This is a genomic window from Gracilibacillus boraciitolerans JCM 21714 (genome assembly GCF_000521485.1).
GTDB classification, from domain to species: Bacteria; Bacillota; Bacilli; order Bacillales; family Amphibacillaceae; genus Gracilibacillus; species Gracilibacillus boraciitolerans.
The window spans coordinates 50,470-72,224 of sequence record NZ_BAVS01000015.1; the positions used below are offsets into that span (position 1 = coordinate 50,470).

General features: G+C 37.8%; 15 protein-coding genes, 6 pseudogenes and 2 other annotated features. All 21 genes and pseudogenes read right to left on the bottom strand.

Going from position 1 to position 21,755, the window contains the following annotated elements; translation table 11 throughout:
• Nucleotides 1–95 precede the first annotated feature (95 nt).
• Complete coding sequence (locus tag JCM21714_RS10630; RefSeq protein ID WP_369403552.1) at nt 96–290, bottom strand: ribosomal L7Ae/L30e/S12e/Gadd45 family protein; 195 nt, start codon at nt 288–290, stop codon at nt 96–98.
• A 249-nt stretch (nt 291–539) separates the two neighbouring features.
• Nucleotides 540–4,161 (bottom strand): annotated as a pseudogene (gene rpoC / locus JCM21714_RS10635) (DNA-directed RNA polymerase subunit beta').
• Nucleotides 4,162–4,294: 133 nt separating this feature from the next.
• A pseudogene (gene rpoB, locus JCM21714_RS10640) lies at nt 4,295–7,852 on the bottom strand (DNA-directed RNA polymerase subunit beta).
• A 446-nt stretch (nt 7,853–8,298) separates the two neighbouring features.
• A pseudogene (locus JCM21714_RS10645) lies at nt 8,299–8,910 on the bottom strand (class I SAM-dependent methyltransferase).
• Between the two features lie 125 nt (nt 8,911–9,035).
• A complete protein-coding gene (gene rplL, locus JCM21714_RS10650) occupies nt 9,036–9,398 on the bottom strand; it encodes a 50S ribosomal protein L7/L12 (protein ID WP_035724160.1) in 363 nt (120 codons plus the stop codon).
• A gap of 64 nt (nt 9,399–9,462) precedes the next feature.
• Entirely contained in the window at nt 9,463–9,963 is a 501-nt protein-coding gene (rplJ, locus tag JCM21714_RS10655) for a 50S ribosomal protein L10 (protein WP_035724163.1), read from the bottom strand.
• 34 nt (nt 9,964–9,997) lie between these two features.
• Nucleotides 9,998–10,156: a sequence feature (ribosomal protein L10 leader region), on the bottom strand.
• 62 nt (nt 10,157–10,218) lie between these two features.
• A complete protein-coding gene (rplA, locus tag JCM21714_RS10660) occupies nt 10,219–10,914 on the bottom strand; it encodes a 50S ribosomal protein L1 (RefSeq protein WP_035724167.1) in 696 nt (231 codons plus the stop codon).
• Nucleotides 10,915–11,076: 162 nt separating this feature from the next.
• Nucleotides 11,077–11,502, bottom strand: coding sequence for a 50S ribosomal protein L11 (gene rplK / locus JCM21714_RS10665; protein WP_035724172.1), 426 nt, complete (start codon nt 11,500–11,502; stop codon nt 11,077–11,079).
• A gap of 169 nt (nt 11,503–11,671) precedes the next feature.
• Nucleotides 11,672–12,211 (bottom strand): transcription termination/antitermination protein NusG, encoded by a 540-nt coding sequence (gene nusG / locus JCM21714_RS10670; protein WP_035724175.1) that lies wholly within the window; start codon nt 12,209–12,211, stop codon nt 11,672–11,674.
• Between the two features lie 139 nt (nt 12,212–12,350).
• Nucleotides 12,351–12,530, bottom strand: coding sequence for a preprotein translocase subunit SecE (gene secE / locus JCM21714_RS10675; RefSeq protein WP_035724178.1), 180 nt, complete (start codon nt 12,528–12,530; stop codon nt 12,351–12,353).
• Nucleotides 12,531–12,569: 39 nt separating this feature from the next.
• The gene (rpmG, locus tag JCM21714_RS19270; RefSeq protein WP_084040703.1) at nt 12,570–12,716 is read right to left on the bottom strand and encodes a 50S ribosomal protein L33; all 147 of its coding nucleotides are present in this window, start codon (nt 12,714–12,716) and stop codon (nt 12,570–12,572) included.
• 78 nt (nt 12,717–12,794) lie between these two features.
• The gene (gene sigH / locus JCM21714_RS10680; RefSeq protein WP_052000517.1) at nt 12,795–13,439 is read right to left on the bottom strand and encodes an RNA polymerase sporulation sigma factor SigH; all 645 of its coding nucleotides are present in this window, start codon (nt 13,437–13,439) and stop codon (nt 12,795–12,797) included.
• Between the two features lie 106 nt (nt 13,440–13,545).
• Nucleotides 13,546–14,055, bottom strand: a complete 510-nt coding sequence (locus JCM21714_RS10685) for an NYN domain-containing protein (RefSeq protein WP_035724184.1) — start codon at nt 14,053–14,055, stop codon at nt 13,546–13,548.
• Nucleotides 14,055–14,804, bottom strand: a complete 750-nt coding sequence (rlmB, locus tag JCM21714_RS10690; RefSeq protein WP_035724186.1) for a 23S rRNA (guanosine(2251)-2'-O)-methyltransferase RlmB — start codon at nt 14,802–14,804, stop codon at nt 14,055–14,057. The genes JCM21714_RS10685 and rlmB overlap by 1 nt, the downstream gene beginning before the upstream one ends.
• A complete protein-coding gene (locus JCM21714_RS10695; RefSeq protein ID WP_035724188.1) occupies nt 14,801–15,205 on the bottom strand; it encodes a Mini-ribonuclease 3 in 405 nt (134 codons plus the stop codon). The genes rlmB and JCM21714_RS10695 overlap by 4 nt, the downstream gene beginning before the upstream one ends.
• A gap of 3 nt (nt 15,206–15,208) precedes the next feature.
• Nucleotides 15,209–16,613, bottom strand: a pseudogene (cysS, locus tag JCM21714_RS10700) (cysteine--tRNA ligase).
• The gene (gene cysE / locus JCM21714_RS10705) at nt 16,603–17,268 is read right to left on the bottom strand and encodes a serine O-acetyltransferase (RefSeq protein WP_035724190.1); all 666 of its coding nucleotides are present in this window, start codon (nt 17,266–17,268) and stop codon (nt 16,603–16,605) included. The pseudogene cysS and the gene cysE overlap by 11 nt, the downstream one beginning before the upstream one ends.
• Nucleotides 17,269–17,485: 217 nt before the next feature.
• Nucleotides 17,486–17,703, bottom strand: a binding site (T-box leader).
• 38 nt (nt 17,704–17,741) lie between these two features.
• Nucleotides 17,742–19,213: pseudogene (gene gltX, locus JCM21714_RS10710) on the bottom strand (glutamate--tRNA ligase).
• Nucleotides 19,214–19,300: 87 nt separating this feature from the next.
• Nucleotides 19,301–19,777: a 2-C-methyl-D-erythritol 2,4-cyclodiphosphate synthase gene (gene ispF / locus JCM21714_RS10715; protein ID WP_035724192.1), complete on the bottom strand. Its 477-nt coding sequence runs from the start codon at nt 19,775–19,777 to the stop codon at nt 19,301–19,303.
• A gap of 2 nt (nt 19,778–19,779) precedes the next feature.
• On the bottom strand, nt 19,780–20,472 hold the full coding sequence (ispD, locus tag JCM21714_RS10720) for a 2-C-methyl-D-erythritol 4-phosphate cytidylyltransferase (protein ID WP_035724195.1): 693 nt from the start codon (nt 20,470–20,472) through the stop codon (nt 19,780–19,782).
• A 175-nt stretch (nt 20,473–20,647) separates the two neighbouring features.
• Nucleotides 20,648–21,750 (bottom strand): annotated as a pseudogene (locus JCM21714_RS10725) (PIN/TRAM domain-containing protein).
• Nucleotides 21,751–21,755: the final 5 nt, after the last annotated feature.

Consider the following 21,755-nt stretch of genomic DNA (forward strand, 5'->3'; position numbering starts at 1 on the left):
ATTTCCTCCTCTCTTTTCTCATAATCTAATACCACACATCCAGGTGGTTCATAATTAAGCAAAAAACAAAGTCTTCGCAATAAATTGCCAAAACTTTATTGTTTGATTGCTACGGTTGCTGCACTTACATCTATTCCACATGCTTTACCTAGTTTTTTTCTGGAATCCACATAGGAATAAGGTATATTGTGCTCTGAAGCTGCAAGTGATATTTTGCTAGTAATATGCAAATCTGCATCGTTTGCAATAATCACTTCTTTTGCTTGGCCATTTTTGATGGCTTTTAACACTTGTTTTGTTCCAATGATCTTCTCGCATTTACCTCTGCCACTTTTTCATAAGACATTTATATATCCTCCAAAGTAACAAGGATAACGGAAGCACCTTAAATATACTATCATCACTAAAAATTTATGTCAACTTTTATTTCAAAAAAACGATAATAATTTAAAATGTTTCATCAATACCTTGTTTTCTATCAATTAAAAGTAAGAGATGAACTACCTGCCATATAAGACAGGTAATTCTATAGTATCTCTTTATTGAATTAATTCTTCTGAATCTTTTTCTTCGATTACTTTTGCTGGATCAACGTTTAATTTTTCCTGAATTTGACGATAACGTTGCATTCCTGTACCAGCAGGAACCAGCTTACCAATTATAACATTTTCTTTTAATCCTAATAACTCATCACGTTTACCTTTGATTGCTGCATCTGTTAAGACCCTTGTGGTTTCCTGGAATGAAGCGGCCGATAAGAATGAGTCTGTTTCAAGTGATGCTTTGGTTATACCTAATAGAACCGGACGTCCTACAGCTGGTTGCCCACCCGTTAACAATGCTTGTTTGTTTGCATTTCTAAATTGGTGTATTTCCATTAAGGAGCCTGGTAACACGTCAGTATCACCGTTATCAGCAACACGTATTTTTCGAAGCATCTGTCTTACCATAACTTCCACGTGTTTATCACCGATTTCTACACCTTGCATACGATAAACCTTTTGAACTTCTTTTAATAAATAGGTTTGTACACCATCTACACCTTGAACCTTCAATAATTGTTTAGGATCAATTGAACCTTCTGTTAGCGGTTGACCAGCTACTACTTCATCTCCAACTGCTACCTTTAGTCTGGAACCATATGGCACAGAATACGTCTTAGCTTCAATGGTACCTTGTACGACTACTTCCTGCTTGTCTTTTACATCTGTTACGTCTTGTATCGTACCAAATATTTCTGATATGACTGCTTGCCCTTTAGGATTACGTGCTTCAAAAATTTCCTGAATACGTGGTAAACCTTGGGTAATATCGCTACCTGCAACCCCCCCACCAGTGTGGAATGTACGCATCGTTAACTGTGTACCAGGTTCACCAATCGATTGTGCTGCAATAATACCCACAGCTTCACCGACTTCCACTTCCTGACCTGTTGCCAAGTTGCGGCCATAACATTTTTTACATGCCCCCCCATGTTTCGTATTACAAGTGAAGACGGTACGAATTAATACTTCTTCAATACCTGCTTCAATTATCTCTTTAGCGGTATCTTCAGATATAAATCCATTTTTAGCTACAATTAAAGACTTAGTTTCTGGATGAATAACATCTTGGAATGCAGTTCTTCCGATTAATCGGTCAATTAACGGTTCAATCATCTCAGTACCTTCTTTAACAGAAGACACTGTTAAGCCTCGATCGGTTCCGCAATCTTCTTCACGAATAATCACATCTTGCGCTACATCAACAAGACGTCTCGTTAAATAACCAGAGTCAGCTGTTTTCAATGCGGTATCGGCAAGACCTTTACGCGCACCGTGGGTGGAGATAAAGTACTCCAATACTGTTAAGCCTTCACGGAAACTTGATTTAATAGGTAACTCAATGATTCGACCAGCTGGGTTGGCCATTAAACCACGCATACCTGCTAATTGCGTAAAGTTAGATGCATTACCACGAGCACCCGAATCACTCATCATATAGATTGGGTTACGAGGGTTTAATGATTTCATTAATTTATCCTGAATCGTATCTTTCGCTTGTGACCAAACAGAAATAACACGATCATAACGCTCTTCATCAGTAATTAAACCTCTTCGGAATTGTTTTAATACTTTATCGACTTTTTTCTTGTGCTTCTTTTAAAATCTCTTCTTTTTCAGCTAGTACCACAATATCTGCAACACCAACTGTAATACCTGCTTTAGTTGAGAAGACAAAACCAAGATCTTTCATTTCATCTAACATTTTAGAAGTTTCACTGATTTTGAATTTTTTAAATACTTCAGCAATGATATCACCAAGTATTCCCTTTTTAAATGGAAGGATAATATCGCGTTTAGATATTTCATCTTTCACATTCGTCCCAGGTTCTACAAAGTAATAATCTGGTATAGTAAATTCTAAGTTTTCCTGCGTTGGTTCATTCATATATGGGAAAGATTCTGGCAACATATCGTTGAAAATAAGCTTCCCAACAGTAGTTATCATTAGTTTTTCATTCTGCTCTGCTGTGAATGACTCTTTCTTTAATTTTTTAGGATGGATAGCTACCCTTGAATGCAAATGCACATACCCGTTATGATAGGCTATCAATGCTTCATTCAGATCCTTAAATACCATACCTTCACCGATTGCGTTTTCCCGTTCCATTGTTAAGTAATAGTTACCTAGCACCATATCCTGAGAAGGTGTAACAACTGGTTTACCATCTTTAGGGTTTAAAATGTTTTGTGCTGCTAACATTAAAATTCGTGCTTCTGCCTGTGCTTCTGCAGATAAAGGAACGTGTACCGCCATTTGGTCTCCATCAAAGTCAGCATTATATGCTGTACAAACAAGTGGATGCAAACGAATAGCGCGGCCTTCTACTAATACAGGCTCAAAAGCTTGAATACCTAAGCGGTGAAGTGTTGGTGCACGGTTTAACAGAACTGGATGTTCTTCAATAACATCTTCTAGTACATCCCATACTTCTTCATGTAATCTTTCAATTTTACGCTTTGCTGATTTAATGTTGTGTGCTAAACCACGTTCGACCAGTTCCTTCATAATAAATGGCTTAAATAATTCAACAGCCATTTCTTTTGGAAGACCACATTGATACATTTTTAAGAAGGGACCTACAACAATTACTGAACGACCAGAATAGTCAACACGTTTACCCAATAGGTTCTGACGGAAACGACCTTGTTTCCCTTTTAACATATGTGATAATGATTTTAAAGGACGATTGCCCGGTCCAGTTACAGGACGACCACGACGGCCATTATCTATTAGCGCATCAACAGCTTCTTGCAACATTCTCTTTTCGTTTTGAACAATAATACTTGGTGCCCCGAGATCCAGCAATCTTTTTAGACGATTATTACGATTGATTACTCGTCGATATAAGTCATTTAAATCAGAAGTAGCAAATCGCCCTCCATCAAGCTGAACCATTGGTCTGAGTTCAGGCGGTATGATCGGTAAAACGTCCATGACCATCCAACTGGGATCATTTCCTGAATTTCGGAATGCTTCTAATACTTCAAGGCGTTTGATTGCTCTTGTACGACGTTGTCCTTGGGCAGATTTTAATTCTTCCCTTAACAAATCTACTTCTTTCTCAAGATCGATGTCCTGCAATATTTTTTTAATGGCTTCCGCACCCATTTGGGCTTTGAAACTATTCCCGTATTTATCATGATAGGCTCGGAATTCCTTTTCTGATAACAATTGTTTCTTTTCTAATGCTGTGTCTCCTGCATCTGTTACAATGTATGCCGCGAAATAGATTACTTCCTCTAATGCACGAGGAGACATATCTAAAACTAAGCCCATTCTGCTAGGGATACCTTTGAAGTACCATATATGGGAAACGGGTGCAGCAAGTTCAATGTGACCCATACGCTCGCGGCGGACTTTTGATTTGGTAACTTCTACGCCACAACGGTCACAGACAACACCTTTATATCTAACACGTTTATACTTTCCGCAATGACATTCCCAGTCCTTCTGCGGACCAAAGATGCGTTCACAAAACAAACCATCTTTCTCAGGTTTTAAAGTACGATAATTAATTGTTTCTGGTTTTTTTACTTCACCATATGACCAGGAACGAATCTTATTTGGTGACGCCAAACCGATTTTCATATATTCAAATTTATTTACATCTAACAAAGGGTCAACCTCCCTTTTAATCTATGGGATTTCATTCACTTAGTGTTATATCAAGCTAATTCTCCCCCCCCGAGTCCGCCTAAAGAGAAAGACTGGGGTAGAATAAGAATATCAAATTTTCACATGTAACAAATCAGCTTGGAGTTTCTTCAATTTCCAAGTTAAAGTTATCAGCTGATTGTGTATCGTCATCTTCCTCGTCATCTCGAAGGTCAATTTCTTGTTCATCTCCGGATAACATTTTGACGTCCATGCCTAAACTCTGTAACTCTTTAACCAATACTTTAAATGATTCAGGAATTCCAGGCTGAGGTACATTGCCACCTTTAACAATTGCTTCATAGGTTTTAACCCGTCCTACGGTATCATCAGACTTCACCGTAAGAATCTCTTGTAATGTATAGGCAGCACCATATGCTTCCAGTGCCCAAACTTCCATCTCACCAAAACGCTGTCCACCAAATTGTGCTTTACCACCAAGTGGTTGTTGCGTTACTAATGAATAAGGCCCAGTCGAACGAGCGTGTAATTTATCGTCCACCATATGCGCTAATTTAATCATATACATAACACCTACGGAGATTCGGTTATCAAACGGATCTCCTGTACGGCCATCATAAAGGACTGTTTTAGCATCTCGAGCTAACCCTGCTTCTTCCAGCGTGCCCCCCCATACATCTTCTTCGCGTGCCCCCCCGTCAAATACCGGTGAAGCGACATGAATTCCTAATTGTCTTGCCGCCATTCCTAAGTGTAATTCCAGCACTTGTCCGATATTCATACGAGAAGGAACCCCCCCTAATGGATTTAACATAATATCAATTGGTGTACCATCTGGTAAAAACGGCATATCTTCTTCGGGTAATATTTTTGAAATAACACCTTTATTTCCATGACGACCTGCCATTTTATCTCCTTCGTGAATTTTTCGTTTCTGAACGATATAGACACGAACCAACTGATTAACACCTGGCGGCAGTTCGTCGCCATCTGATCTGTTAAAGATCTTAACGTCCAATACGATGCCGCCTGCTCCATGTGGTACACGAAGAGAAGTATCACGAACTTCACGAGCCTTTTCACCAAAAATTGCATGTAACAGGCGTTCTTCAGCAGATAACTCTGTCACACCTTTTGGCGTTACTTTACCCACTAGCAGATCTCCGTCTTCTACTTCTGCTCCAACGCGGATAATACCTCGCTCATCTAAATCACGTAACGCATCTTCGCCAACATTAGGAATATCACGGGTAATTTCTTCTGGTCCAAGCTTCGTATCTCTTGCATCTGATTCATATTCTTCTATATGAATAGATGTGTACACATCATCTTTGACGAGACGCTCACTCATGATAACCGCATCCTCATAGTTATAACCTTCCCAAGTCATAAAACCAACAAGAACGTTTTGTCCGAGTGCAAGTTCGCCTTTTTCCATTGAAGGACCATCAGCTAAAATTTCACCTTTTACTACGCGGTCCCCTTTGGCAACAATAGGACGCTGATTGTAGCAAGTACCTTGATTAGAGCGAATAAATTTCTGTAGTCGATAACGATCCAAGTCACCTTCTACTTCTTTTCCTTCTACTTCCGTAATACGACGAACAAGTATTTCTTTTGCTTCAACTCTTTCCACAATACCTTCGAATTTACAAATGACTGCTGCACCTGAGTCTTTCCCAGATACATACTCCATTCCCGTACCAACTAATGGTGATCTTGGTTGCAACAATGGAACTGCTTGACGCTGCATGTTCGCACCCATTAGAGCGCGGTTAGAGTCATCATTTTCAAGAAATGGGATACACGCTGTCGCCGCCGAAACTACTTGTTTAGGAGAGACATCCATATAATCTAGTTTTTCTCGCTTAACAATTATATTTTCTCCACGGAACCTTGCAATTACTTCTTCATCTGTAAACGTACCATCTTCGTTTAATTTAGCATTAGCTTGAGCGACAACATAATTGTCTTCCTCATCCGCAGTTAAATAATCAAAATGCGTTGATACTTTACCTGTCTCAGGATCAACCCGACGATAAGGTGTTTCAATAAAACCAAACTTATTAACTTTCGCAAAAGAAGATAAAGAGTTTATCAAACCAATGTTAGGACCTTCAGGTGTTTCAATTGGACACATACGACCGTAGTGAGAATAATGTACATCACGAACCTCAAATCCTGCTCGCTCACGCGTTAAACCACCTGGTCCCAGAGCAGATAGACGTCTTTTGTGTGTCAATTCTGCCAATGGATTAGTCTGATCCATAAACTGTGATAATTGAGAGCTACCAAAGAATTCTTTCATAGAAGCAATCACCGGTCGAATATTGATTAACTGCTGTGGCGTGATAGAAGAAGTATCTTGAATCGACATTCTCTCACGAACCACACGTTCCATACGGGATAAACCAATTCTGAATTGATTTTGCAGCAATTCACCAACGGATCGTAAACGACGATTACCCAAATGATCAATATCGTCCGTATCCCCCTACTTCATGCAGGATATTAAAGAAATAACTAATAGCAGACAGAATATCAGCAGGTGTAATATTTTTAATACTGGTATCCACATTACAGTTACCTAATACGGTTAATGTTCTTTCACCTTCAGGATCTGTTGGATCCATTATTTTAACAGATTGTACTCGGATTGGATCCTTCAATACACCTTCACTAGGATCCAGAAGTTTTTCCCCCCCAAAACGATTTTCCTCTGCGTCTAATATAGGTAAAATTTTATCTAACAAACGTCTATCTAACTGATCACCTTTATTGGCAATAACTTCGCCAGTTTCAGTATCTACTAATGGTTCTGCAAGAATCTGGTTAAACAGACGATTTTTCAAATGTAATTTCTTATTCATTTTATAACGCCCAACATTTGCTAAATCATAACGTTTAGGATCAAAGAATCTTGAAACTAAAAGACCCTTAGCATTTTCAACTGTTGGTGGTTCTCCTGGACGCAGACGTTCATAAATTTCAAGTAACGCCTTTTCACTTGTTTCGGTGTTGTCTTTTTCCAGTGTATTTTTAAGATACTCATTATCACCAAAAAGCTCTAAAATTTCTTGGTCGTCTCCAAATCCTAACGCTCTTAACAATACGGTGATTGGTAATTTTCTTGTACGATCAATTCTTACATGTACTACATCTTTAGCATCCGTTTCAAATTCTAACCATGCGCCACGATTGGGAATCACAGTAGCTCCGAAACCTCTTTTTCCGTTTTTATCCACTTTTTTGTGGAAGTAAACACTTGGTGAACGAACTAATTGGGAAACAATAACACGCTCGGCGCATTAATCACAAATGTACCCGTTTCTGTCATTAATGGGAAATCACCCATAAAAACTTCCTGTTCTTTTACTTCGCCTGTTTCATTATTTAACAAACGAACTTTCACACGAAGAGGAGCGTTATATGTTACATCTCTTTCTTTCGATTCATCAACTGGATATTTAGGTTCTCCGAGGTTATAATCGACAAATTCCAAGGATAAATTCCCTGCAAAGTCCTCAATAGGAGAAATATCCTGGAACATTTCTCGCAAACCTTCATCCAAGAACCATTGATAGGATACAGTTTGAATCTCAATTAAATTTGGTAATTCTAATACCTCGCTAATACGCGCATAGCTTCTGCGCTGGCGGTGTCGTCCGTATTGAACTAGTTGACCTGTCAACTGATTCACCCCTCGATCAATATTAAAAGATAGTTGCTATGAAAATAGCACAAATGAAACCACACTTACCTGTTTATACATTACTTACTATAGGGCATTTGACATTTTACTATAGATCGTATAAATTTAGTAAGTGTTAGACACTTGTTCGGTTAACGCACCGAACAAACCTGTGATCTTTCAAAACACAAGTTTATATATTGACACTTGCTATGCGCAAATGTTATTCGATTACTAATAGTAATGCGGAGAGTAGTATAAGGATTTCTAAAAAGATTAAGTAGAGATTCTCTATTAGCTAATAGCCTTTTTATAGCGACACCAAAGATGTCAAGTCACTAAAAAGTCATCATGTTGAATAGTTTTATCTATCTTTTAAAAAAATATACATTATTCAACATTTTTACTTGACACGCCTTCCGTCCTATTGGCATTTTTCAATACTATCACAATTGCCTATTAGAGTCAAATTTTTTTGCCTTAAAAATGTAATATCCCTTTTCTTTATTCACTACTTCAACTTCTCTAAATAATTCTTCTAATTTTTTTGAGCAGATGGAGCTCCTTGTTTTTTTTGAATAACAACCCAAAGTTCTCCGTTTTCCAATATAGCCTTTTGCGCTTCTTCAAACATTTGATGAACAACTTTCTTGCCAGCCCGAATCGGTGGATTTGTTACTATCGCTGCAAACTTTTTACCTTTTAATGCTGACAAAATATCACTTTCTTTAAATATAATATTTGAAACTGCATTTTGTTTAGCGTTCTGTTCTGCTAACATAAGTGCTCTCTGGTTTACATCCACACCGTAGATTATGCGATCGGAATATGAGGAAGCTAAAGCAATAGAAATTGGTCCATACCCGCATCCTAAGTCAAGCAGATCCCCCCTCAATGGCTGGAGGACTGAAGCTTTCTATTAAAACGCGCGAACCAAAGTCTACTTCATTTTTAGAAAAAACACCATTATCTGTTGTAAATTTAAAGGGTTGATCCTTTAACGTATAACTCCAAGTTTTGGGATTGCTATTAGCGTTAGGGGGGATTGTTTGAAGTATTGTTCCATAATAGTCACCGCCTTATTAAAGTGAGAATATGCAATTATCTGTTGCTAAATTTTTGATTTTATAGGATGAAAGAAAAGCTCGCCATTTATCATAGCGAGCTTTTCTTGAGATCTAACTTATTTTAATTCTACAGTTGCGCCTACTTCTTCAAGCTTAGCTTTCATTTCTTCTGCATCTTCTTTAGAAATGCCTTCTTTGATAGGTCCCGGAGCATTATCTACAAGATCTTTAGCATCTTTAAGTCCAAGACCAGTGATCTCACGAACAGCTTTAACAACTTTGATTTTAGATGCTCCAGCACTTTCAAGTACTACAGCAAATTCAGTTTGTTCTTCTACTGCTTCTCCACCAGCCGCACCAGCTGCTGCTACAGGAGCCGCTGCAGTTACGCCAAATTCTTCTTCGATTGCTTTTACTAAGTCATTTAATTCAAGAACGGACATTTCCTTGATTTCTTCAATAATTTGTTCTTTAGACATGTTCATTTCCTCCTAAATTTTTATATTATTTTACGAACATAGTTTATATTTCCGTACAAATTGCTTAGGCACCTTGCTCTTCTTTTTGTTCCGCAACAGCTTTTGTTGCATATGCAAAGTTTCGTATTGGTGCTTGTAGTACACTGAGCAACATAGAAACCATTCCTTCGTAGTTTGGAAGGTTTGCAAGTTCTTTGATTTGATCCAAAGTCGCAACAGATCCTTCAACCACGCCACCTTTAATTTCTAGTGCTTCATGATCCTTCGCAAAATTATTTAATACTTTCGCAGGAGCAACAATATCATCTTTGCTGAAAGCAATTGCTGTAGGGCCAACTAAAATATCATTTAAGTCTGTCAACTCTGCCTGTTCAACAGCGCGGCGAGTCATTGTGTTTTTATAGACTCTGAATTCAACGCCAGCTTCACGTAATTGTGTACGTAATGCAGTCACTTCAGAAACGTTAAGTCCACGATAATCTACAAGGATTGTTGATTGGCTTTCACGAAACTTGTCAGCAATTTCAGTTACAACCTGCTTTTTTTGTTCGATAATTTTTGACATGATTCCACCTCCTATTACGAAATCATTATACCGTTTAATCAAACGAAAACCTCCACATCAAGTAGACGCGAAGGTTTATGACTGTCACAATAATTCTCTAAAAAGAGAAAATTTATTATTTATCCAGACACACCTCGGTAGGAAATTAAGCTAGCATAGCACCTACTGTCTACGGTATAATGTAAATATTTATCTTACAAGGTTTATTTGATCCTTAGAAAGTATATAAAATTCTCAACTAAAAGTCAAGAGTAATTATTTTGTAAATGCAGATGAATCAACTTTTACTCCAGGGCCCATTGTAGAAGCTACTGCTACATTACGGATATACACACCTTTGGAAGCTTGTGGTTTTGCTTTTACAACAGTATCTGCTATAGCTTTGAAGTTTTCTACCAGTTTTTCCTGATCAAATGATACTTTACCAATTGGCACATGAATATTTGATTGTTTATCAACGCGGTATTCCACTTTACCAGCTTTGATTTCCTGAACAGCTTTTTCTACTTCAAATGTTACTGTACCAGTTTTAGGGTTTGGCATTAAGCCTTTTGGTCCTAATACGCGACCAAGCTTACCTACTTCAGCCATCATGTCAGGAGTAGCAACCACTACATCAAAATCAAACCAGCCTTGGTTGATTTTGTTGATTAAGTCCTGATCACCAACATAATCAGCTCCAGCAGCTTCTGCTTCTTTTGCTTTATCGCCTTTGGCAAATACAAGAACCTTTCGTGTTTTACCAGTTCCGTGTGGTAACACTACCGCTCCACGGATTTGCTGGTCTGCTTTTTTAGGATCTACACCTAAACGAAAAGCAACTTCTACTGTTTCATCAAAGTTAGCTGTAGACGCTTTTTTCACTAACTCTACTGCTTCGTTTACTTCATACAATTTCGTATTATCAACAAGTTTCAATGCTTCTTGTTGTTTTTTTGTTTTCTTTGCCATTTTAATTTCCTCCTTTTGTGGTTTTAACGGTTATACCTCCCACTTTTAAAAGCAAAAAGCATTTATTATTTATTAAATAAATAACTTTTCAAAGATAAAGGTTGCGGATTATGAATTTTTCTCCATTACCGCAACCTTCCGCTTCTACTTAACGCTGTGAGATTAGTCTTCGATAACGATACCCATGCTGCGCGCAGTACCTTCTACCATACGCATTGCAGCTTCAACATCAGCAGCATTTAAATCTGGCATTTTCAATTCTGCGATTTCTTTTACCTTATCGCGTTTAATTGTTGCCACTTTGTTACGATTCGGTTCACCTGACCCAGATTCAATACCTGCTGCTTTTTTAAGCAATACTGCTGCTGGTGGGGTTTTAGTAATGAATGTAAATGAACGGTCTTCAAAAACCGTGATTTCTACTGGAATAATCATACCAGCTTGATCTTGAGTACGAGCATTAAACTCTTTACAGAATCCCATAATATTAACACCTGCTTGACCTAATGCCGGTCCAACTGGTGGTGCTGGATTCGCTTTTCCTGCTGGAATTTGAAGTTTTACAATTGAATCTACTTTTTTAGCCACGAAACACACCTCCTTAAGTCCGTGATGTGGTAATAGGGCTCTCCGCCCTCCCACTCGATTACATATAGCTAAAAATAACCTTATACTCTATGCATATAGAACATAAAAATTCTAGCATTTTTCGAGTAAAATTGCAAGCTGGTTTTCCATATTAAATGTCGAAACTTTCTTACGATAACCTTTTGATCTGAGCAAAGTCCAGTTCTACTGGCGTTTCTCTTCCAAACATATTAACGTGCACTTTAACCTTCTGCTTATCTAAATCAATATTTTCAATCGTGCCCGAGAAGCCGTTAAATGGTCCGTCCATCACTTCTACTGTTTCTTTTAACTCAAAATCTACTTCTGTTCTTGTTTCATCAAATCCCATTCTTTTCAGAACAGTTTCTACTTCATCGTCTAATAGCGGGGGGGTTGGCTTTGAACCAGTACCAGCGGATCCTACAAAACCTGTGACACCGGGCGTGTTACGCACAACGTACCACGAATCATCCGTCATTACCATTTCCGCTAAAACATAACCAGGAAATACCTTCTTCTTCGTAACTTTCTTTTTACCATTTTTGATTTCCGTTTCTTCATCTTCAGGTACCAATACTCTAAAAATTTTATCTTCCATCCCCATGGATTCCAAACGCTTTTCAAGGTTTGTTTTTACCTTATTTTCATATCCTGAATATGTATGAACGACATACCATCTTTTTTCCATAATATTGAGGGGGCCTTGACGCCCTTCCCTCCCTTAAATTAGCTTCTCCTTAATCAACTATTTCATTGCATTTAAAAAACCCGCCAAACGGGTTCTTTATTCACGTATTTAGTTACAGTATAACATATATGAGTGCAAATTATTCAAATAACAAATTAAGAAGTTGTGTAATACCTGTGTCGATCAGTGCAAAAAACACTGTAACAAAAGCTACTGTTAGTATAACTGTAATCGTATAACGTGTTAATTCACGCCCTCTTGGCCATGATACTTTCTTCATTTCCCGATTGACATTTTTCAAAAAAGTTACTGGTTTCACTGAAGGTACCTCCAAACTGTCTTCTATCTATCGGTTAGTCTATTTTGTTTCACGATGAATGGTATGTCGATTGCAATGCTTGCAAAACTTCTTTATCTCAATACGATCAGAAATTAATTGGTTTTTTTCTGTATTATAGTTTCTACCATGACATATTTCACATGCCAGCGCGATCTTTTTACCCAATTTTTCCACCTCTAATATAGGGTTTTACACCTATACTAATGTAGCATGGTTCAAGCTAACTGTCAACGCTTGCTTGGATTAAGAAATATAAATACCGCTTTCTTCTAAATACTTTTCTAACTTCTTTTTTACCCGTTGCAAGGCATTATCAATAGATTTTGCGTGTCTATCTAATTCAGAGGAAATTTCCTGATAGGTTTTTCCCTCTAAATACAAAAGAAGTACTCTTCGTTCTAAATCGGTCAATAGTTCTGCCAATTTACTTTCCATATCAGCATATCGTTCTCTATTCACTAATAATTCCTGTGGGTCCATTGCGATCGTTGCTTCTATCACATCTACCAATGTTCGCTCAGAATCATTCTCATATAGAGGTTTATCCAATGAAATATAAGAATTAAGTGGCATATGCTTTTTTCTTGTTGCTGTTTTAATCGCCGTTATAATTTGTCTGGTGATACATAATTCGGCAAAAGCCTTAAATGAAGATAGCTTGTCCTTTTGGAAATCCCGAATCGCCTTATATAAACCAATCATGCCTTCTTGCGCAATATCCTCATGGTCAGCTCCTACAAGGAAATACGTTTTTGCCTTTGCGCGCACAAATGGTCGATATTTATAAATTAAAAACTCGAGAGCTTGGATGTCTCCGTCCTGCACTAGCAATACTAATTCGTTATCATCTAAATGCTTAAATTCAACGTCTCTATTTTCTAATCGCATGATGGATATTGGGACTCCTCTCGGCTTTATGCCAAAAATTAGGTATTGCAGACTATAATAGCAATATTATACAGGAAGCGCTTAAATGAAGTCAACCGTTCATTTTCTATTTATTACCACGACGCCACTCCTCAAACACTTGTAACGTCGCATCATCCAATGGAATTTTACTCTTTATTTTTTTTTGTTGATGTTCTCTGATATCCATTTCTATTTCTCTTTCGATATTCTTCAATTCAATATTTAATTCTCTAGCAGATATTCGAAAGGCTCCTTGAGCAAAAATGGTTCGTTGTTCCGTATAATCAGAGGTGGCAACATATACCTTTGTCCGGACATTCTTAATCTTTTTTACTAACCGTTCAATACATTGATCTGCCGTTTCATTCTCCTTGGTAAACATGACTTCCACTTTATATTGTTGCTGTTTACTCTCTAAACCTCTTACTTCATACGCATCAAAAACCACAATAACCTTTCTTTTTCTATAGGCCTGATATTCTGCCATCTTATCAATTAGGAGTATTCGCGCCTGCTCCAAGTCACTATCCTTTAAAGCTTGAAGTTCCTCCCAGGCACCGATCATATTATAGCCGTCAACCAACAGTACATCCATTAGACGTCACCGATATGATCCCTTTTTCGGAGTACTTCATACATTAAAATACTAGCGGCAACAGAAGCGTTTAGTGAGGAGACCGATCCTTTCATGGGTAAGCGAACCGTCCAATCACAATTTTTCTTAACGAGACGACTTATTCCCTTGCCTTCATTCCCTATCACTAGGGCGACAGGTAAATGACCATCTAATTTACGGTAATCTTCTGTTGCTTCTGCCTCTGTACCTACAACCCATACCCTACGCGATTTCAGCTCTTCTATCGTTTGTACAATATTGGTTACCCTCGCAACCGGAATGTATTCAATTGCACCGACTGACGTTTTTGCCACAGTCGTTGTTAACCCTACCGCCCTGCGCTTCGGAATGATCACACCATGCACTCCCGTAGCGTCAGCTGTTCGTAAAATCGACCCCCCCAAATTATGTGGATCCTCTATTTCGTCTAATATGATAAAGAATGGTTCTTCACCTTTTTCTGCCGCCTTTTGAAATAATTGATCTAAAGTCGCATATTCGTATGCAGCAACAAGGGCAGCAACACCCTGGTGGTTTCCTTCTACCAATTGATCTATTTTTTTCTTGGGTACACGCTGGACAGGCGCATTATATGATTTCGCTAAACTTTGTATTTTTTTTGATAGTGTAGCATTTAAACTCTCTGAAATATATAATTTTTGCATAGCCCTTCCAGACTCTAATGCTTCTAAAACTGTATTTTTACCAATAATCCATTCTTCGCTCATTCCTGTTCATCTCCTTTCTCTGTTATTTCGATTGCACGTTTAATGAGTAATTCTAATCTTTCATTTTGATTATCCAGATATAAAAATCCTATTAAAGCTTCAAAAGCTGTGCTGTAGCGGTAAGCTTGGACACTGGTGTTCTTAGGAACAGAAGATTTAGCGTTCCGACCCCTTCTAACAACAGCTAATTCTTCTTCTGTTAATATCTTCGTATCTATCCAATGATGAATTACACTCGCCTGTGCGGTTGCCTTTACAAAGGTGACCGTATGTTGATGTAATTGTTGCACTTTCACTTTGCCCTCATTAATCACATATTCCCGAATATATTTTTCATAAATGACATCTCCAATATACGCAAGGGCAAGACTTTTCATTTGTTTCGGATTATGAATAGCCATCAGTTAGCCCCCCCGCTTCCATCTCGTACCTTGCGGTGTGTCTTCCAGGATAATGTTTCGGGCCTTTAAATCTTCTCGTATTTGATCTGCTGTTGCAAATTCTTTATTTTTTCTTGCATCGATTCTCTTTTGAATCAATGCATCAATTTCATCATCTAATAACTCTTGCTCAGCTATTCTTGGAATTCCCAATACATCTAGCCAATTGGTTAAAGTCTTTAAAAATGCGTCGATCACTTCTGTGTGTGTATGATCCTCATTCAAATAGAGATTTGCTTCTTTGACAAGGTCAAACATAACAGCTATCGCGTTCGCTGTATTGAAGTCGTCATCCATTTCTTTTTCAAATTGCTGGTTTAATTTCTCTATTTCGGCCAACCACTTGTGATTATCCGTTGCTAAATTAACACTTGCTTCTTTGCGGTGATTTAGGTTGGTTAGTGCATTTTCTATTCGATCGTAGCTGTTTTTGGCACTGTCTAGAAGTGAATCATTAAAGTTAATAGGATGACGATAATGAACACTTAACATGAAAAATCGAACCACTTTTGGATCGTGTTTTTTTATTAATTCATGTGCCAACACAAAATTACCTAGTGATTTTGACATTTTTTCATTATCAATATTAATATAGCCGTTATGCATCCAATAATTTGCAAAGGATGTGCCATTTCCTGCCTCAGACTGTGCGATTTCATTTTCGTGATGAGGAAATGTCAGATCTTGGCCTCCAGCATGAATGTCAATGGTATCTCCTAGGTATTTCCTTGCCATCGCAGAGCATTCAATATGCCACCCAGGTCGTCCTTCACCCCCACGGTGAATTCCATGCAATTTCATCATCTTTTGTATGTTTCCACAATGCAAAGTCTAGTGGATCTTGTTTCTTTTCACCAACTTGGATGCGCGCACCTGATCGTAACTCATCAATCGATTGATGGGATAACTTTCCGTAATCTGCAAAAGATCTTGTTTTAAAATAAACATCTCCATCCGCTTCATACGCATGACCTTTCTCAACCAATTTGGAAATAAAGGTGATGATATCATTCATCGTTTCCGTTACGCGCGGGTGATAAACTGCCTCTTTTACTCCAAGAGCTCCCACGTCTTCTTTGTATGCTGTAATAAACCGTTCGGCAATTGTTGGTACTTCTTCTCCTAATTCTTTAGCTGCCTTAATTAATTTATCATCTACGTCCGTAAAATTTAACACGTATTCTACTTGATAACCCTTATATTCAAAATACCTTCTTATCGTATCGAATACAATGGCAGGACGGGCATTGCCTATATGAATATAGTTATATACTGTAGGACCACACACATACATTTTTACTCGATTCTTTTCAATCGGTTCAAATTGTTCCTTTTTTCTTGTTAACGTATTATATATACTAATCGTCATTATGATTCACCCCCCCTTGTATTTCTTTCAGTTCAATTTTCAAGCTCTGAATTTCGTCTTCCATTTCTTTGAGAACCTCACTAATTGGGTCAGGAAGCTTATGATGGTCTAAGTCTTTTCTTACCTTTTCACCATTTTGTATGACTACTCTTCCTGGAATGCCCACTACAGTGGAATGGGCGGGCACATCCTTCAATACTACAGAACCAGCTCCTATCTTTGAACTTTCACCAATGGTAATGGAGCCTAATACTTTTGCACCTGTAGCAATCAAGACATTATCTTTAATAGTTGGATGCCTTTTTCCTTTTTCCTTCCCCCCCGTCCCACCTAATGTGACAGCTTGATAAATGGTGACATTATTGCCAATTTCACAAGTCTCTCCAATAACTACTCCCATGCCGTGATCAATGAAGAAGCGTGTGCCAATCTTGGCTCCTGGATGTATTTCAATACCTGTAAAGAAGCGGCTAATTTGTGAAATGACTCTAGCTAAAAAAAAGAATTTCTTTCGAAAAAAGGCATGTGCGATCCGGTGGGACCATATCGCATGTAAACCTGAGTACGTCAGGCAGACTTCGAAATATGTGCGTGCTGCCGGGTCCTGGTCAAACACGACATCAATGTCTTGTTTTAGTAATTTGATAAAACTCAAGAATCATCCCCCCTGTTTAAACTATTTTAAATAAAAATATATGACTGAAATCTTTCTCAATACAATTAATTACTTAATTGACACAACTGCAAACTAGTGAAAACTTTACGGATGTTTTTTTCTATCCATATTTAAGTCAGAGATATGATTCTACCCTCTTCACTGAAGTTCTTTTGATATGCCTACATAAAAAAAGCGCCCCCCCTAAGTTTTGCAACTCAGAGACGCTTCAGGCGCGGTTCCACTCTGTTTAGGCAGATTTTTCACCCTCGACTTGAACCGATAACGGTGGCAAACCGTTCTTCCGTACTCCGTGCGTTCTGGAAGAAACTCCGAGGTGCATTTCAAAGACACGTGCTTCAACCACTCTCAGCATGACATGGTTTTCTCTGTACAAGCTACCTATCTTTTACTTCTCCTCTTCCACGTACCTTATTACTTTTTATTATAGTGAGTTTTAAAGTTTTTGCTACTTATTTGATTTGTGCTAAGACATTTTGCAGTCTGGCTTTAACATTTTCCTCGCCTAAAAGGTAAATTGCATTTGGTAATTCCGGGCCATGAACCTGGCCTGTTGTTGCTACCCGAATTGGCATAAATAAATTCTTACCCTTTTGCTTCGTTACCTTTTGTGTTACTTTAATACTTGCCTTAATCTCTTCTGGGGGGGACAGCACTTCTATATTACTGAACTGTTCCAGAAATCCCTCTATGACTTCTGGTACTTGCTCTCCATTCAACACAGACATGGCTTCTTCATCATAATGAATTTCTTTCTTAAAGAATAAATCTGTTAATTCAACAATCTCTGCTCCATATGATAGTTGATCATGATAAAGACTGATAAGATTCACAGCCCATTCCTTCTGTGCTTCATTCATGTTTTCGGGTAGTTTACCTGCATCAACTAAGTGCGGCAAGCTTAAATCTACCACTTCATCTAATGTAGCATTTTTTATATATTGGTTGTTCATCCATTTTAATTTTGCCGGATCGAAAATTGCTGGTGACGTTGATAAACGCTCTGGATCAAAAATGTTAATAAACTCTTCCTGCGTAAATATTTCTTCTTCACCAACTGGTGACCAGCCTAGTAATCCAATGAAATTAAATAGTGCTTCTGGTATATATCCTAAATTTTTATATTGTTCAATAAATTGAAGAATATGTTCATCACGTTTGCTTAATTTTTTTCGATTTTCATTTAAGATTAATGTCATATGCCCATATTGTGGCGCATCCCATTTAAAAGCGTCATAGATCATCATTTGTTTTGGTGTATTGGAAATATGCTCTTCCCCCCCACGTAACACATGACTTATCTTCATATGGTGATCATCGATTGCAACTGCGAAATTATAGGTTGGGATACCATTTTTCTTCACCATAACCCAATCACCAAAATCACCTGATTCAAATGTAATATTGTTCCGTACAATATCCTGGAACGTGTATGTTTTATTTTCTGGAACACGGAAACGAATGCTTGGTTGACGTCCTTCTGCTTCAAATTGTTTTATTTGTGTTTCTGTTAAATCACGGTGCGCTCCTGAGTACTTCGGAACTTGTCCATTCGCCCGTTGTTCTTCACGCTCAGCCTCTAATTCATCTTCTGTCATATAACATTTATAGCTAGTCCTCGCTCCAGCAATTCATTTACATATTTCTGATAAATATCCAAACGTTCTGTTTGACGATATGGGCCATATTCTCCACCAATATCTGCGCCTTCATCCCATTCTAATCCTAACCATTTTAAGAAGCGTAATTGACTTTCCTCTCCGCCATCTACATTTCGCTTCTCATCCGTATCCTCCGTACGAATAATAAACTTGCCACCTAAATGTTTGGCATATAGATAATTAAAAAGTGCTGTTCTTGCATTTCCAATATGAAGATTTCCTGTTGGGCTTGGTGCATAACGTACACGTACTTCATTTCCCATTGTTACTGTCCCTCCAAAAGTATATTTTTATCGAGCCTGTCACGATCTAATTCCATTTTATCATTATCTTCGACAAATTGTTATGTTTTATTTCTCGGTTAAAAGAACGATTGCTTGTGCAGCAATACCCTCTCCTCGGCCAGTGAATCCCAATTTTTCAGTTGTTGTTGCCTTGACGTTCACTTGGTCACTTTCACACTTTAATAACCGCGCAATATTATCTCTGATAGCTCCGATATATGGTGCAAGTTTTGGTGCCTGTGCAATCACTGTACAATCTAGATTTCCGAGTACAAAGCCCTTCTGTTCCACTAATTTCCACACTTCTTGTAATAATTGCTGAGAGTCAGCGTCTTTAAATGCTGGGTCTGTATCTGGAAAGTGATTTCCGATATCTCCTTCACCAATGGCTCCCAGGCAGGCATCAGCAATTGTGTGTAACAATACATCTGCATCTGAATGCCCAAGAAGACCATATTGATAAGGAATATCTATCCCTCCAATGATACATGGTCTGTCCGCCACTAACCGATGCACATCAAAGCCCTGTCCAATTCGAAACATTACTATTCCTCCTGTTGATTTAATATCATTTCAGCTCGCATAATATCTTCGGGTGTTGTTATTTTAACATTTCTATATGACCCTTCTACAATTTCAACTGGCATTTCTAATGCTTCAACTAAAGAAACATCATCTGTACCGAGAAAGTTACAAGATATAGCCTTCTCATGAGCATTTTTGATTAAATTATAATCGAATGCCTGAGGTGTTTGCGCGGCCCATAAAGTCGATCGGTCTAACGTTTCCATTTTACATCCGCTTTTTCTCTTTATCGTGTCTGTTACAGGTACTGCTAATAGTGCTGCTTTTTCTTGCTTAGCTGCTTGGGCTAAGGCATGCAAATGCTGCTCTTCTACAAAAGGCCTGGCCCCGTCATGAATCATAATAACACGCTGTTGCTCGTCTCCTTTTATAGCAAGTAATCCTTGATAGCCGCTTTCTTGTCTTTCTTTACCACCATGTACAACGATTACTTGTTTGTGCCATGAATAATTTGTTAATAACATTTCCATTTCTGTCCGTTCCAATGGATTTATTACTAAGTAAATGTGCCTGCACCAGTTATCCTGAATGAATTTTCTCAATGTATGTATGATTAATGGCTCTTTTAATAATTCTATAAATTGCTTGTTTTTTCCTGCTTTCATACGCTTTCCTTGTCCTGCCGCTAACACAATTACATTATATTCTACCATGCGGCCACCCCAATCTCTAAATTAAACGACTTTGTATGTCCATCAGCAACTATTTCAAAATATTAATCACATTTAGATTTAATTATTTTCGACTATTCTTCATAATTATAAGCTAACAAAAAGTGATAACTTATAAGTTATCACTTTTTGTTATCCTCTATATGTTATACCTTTTTTAGAGTGCTTTTTCAAGCAATTTTGGCTTGGCAAAAATCATTCGTCCTGCAGATGTTTGTAAAACACTTGTGATGACAACTTCAATATGCTGACCAATATAATTTTTACCCTCTTCCACCACAATCATGGTACCATCATCTAAATAAGCCACACCCTGATTCTGTTCTTTCCCATCTTTGATCACCTGTACCGCTAATACTTCACCAGGCAAAACAATAGGTTTCACAGCATTTGCCAGATCATTAATATTTAATACAGGGACCTTTTGAAACTCACATACTTTATTTAAATTAAAATCATTGGTTACGACAATACCTGTCATAACTTTGGCAAGTTTCACTAGTTTACTATCAACCTCTTGTATTTCTTCAAAATCACCTTCATAAATCTCCACATTAATAGGTAAATCCTTCTGAATCCGATTAAGAATATCTAACCCTCTGCGACCTCGATTACGCTTTAATGCATCTGAAGAATCAGCAATATGTTGTAATTCCTCTAATACAAATTGCGGAATAATAATAGTACCTTCCAGAAAGTTTGTTTGGCAAATATCTGCTATTCGCCCATCAATGATGACACTTGTATCCAGAATTTTTGGCTTAGATAATTCTAATGGAACTTCGTCTGCAGCTGATGTTTTTCTTTTTTCCCTTTTGGCGATCGTAAAAAATTTAATAATTCATCTCTTCTTTTAAATCCAACCTGAAAACCGAAATACGCAAGTAAGACACTTAAAAAGATAGGTACTACCTGTGAGACTACCCGTATATCAATCGATTGGATTGGATCATTTAAGAAATAAGCTAAAATTAATCCAATAATAATACCTAAGCTACCAAATAATAGGTCTGCAACCGGTGCTTTCATTAACATTTCTTCGATCCAGTTAAAGAAACTCACAATATAGTCAGAAATCCACAAAGAAAAAATAAATAAAATAATTGCTCCTATTACTAATCCTACATATGGCCCTATATAATCAGCCGTTATCCATGTACCTTGAGCAAACCCAATTAATTCTAACAAATTGGGAACATATAAATATCCAGCGGTACCGCCTGCAATAATAAAAAATATTTGCACGAATCGTTTTAGCACCACAG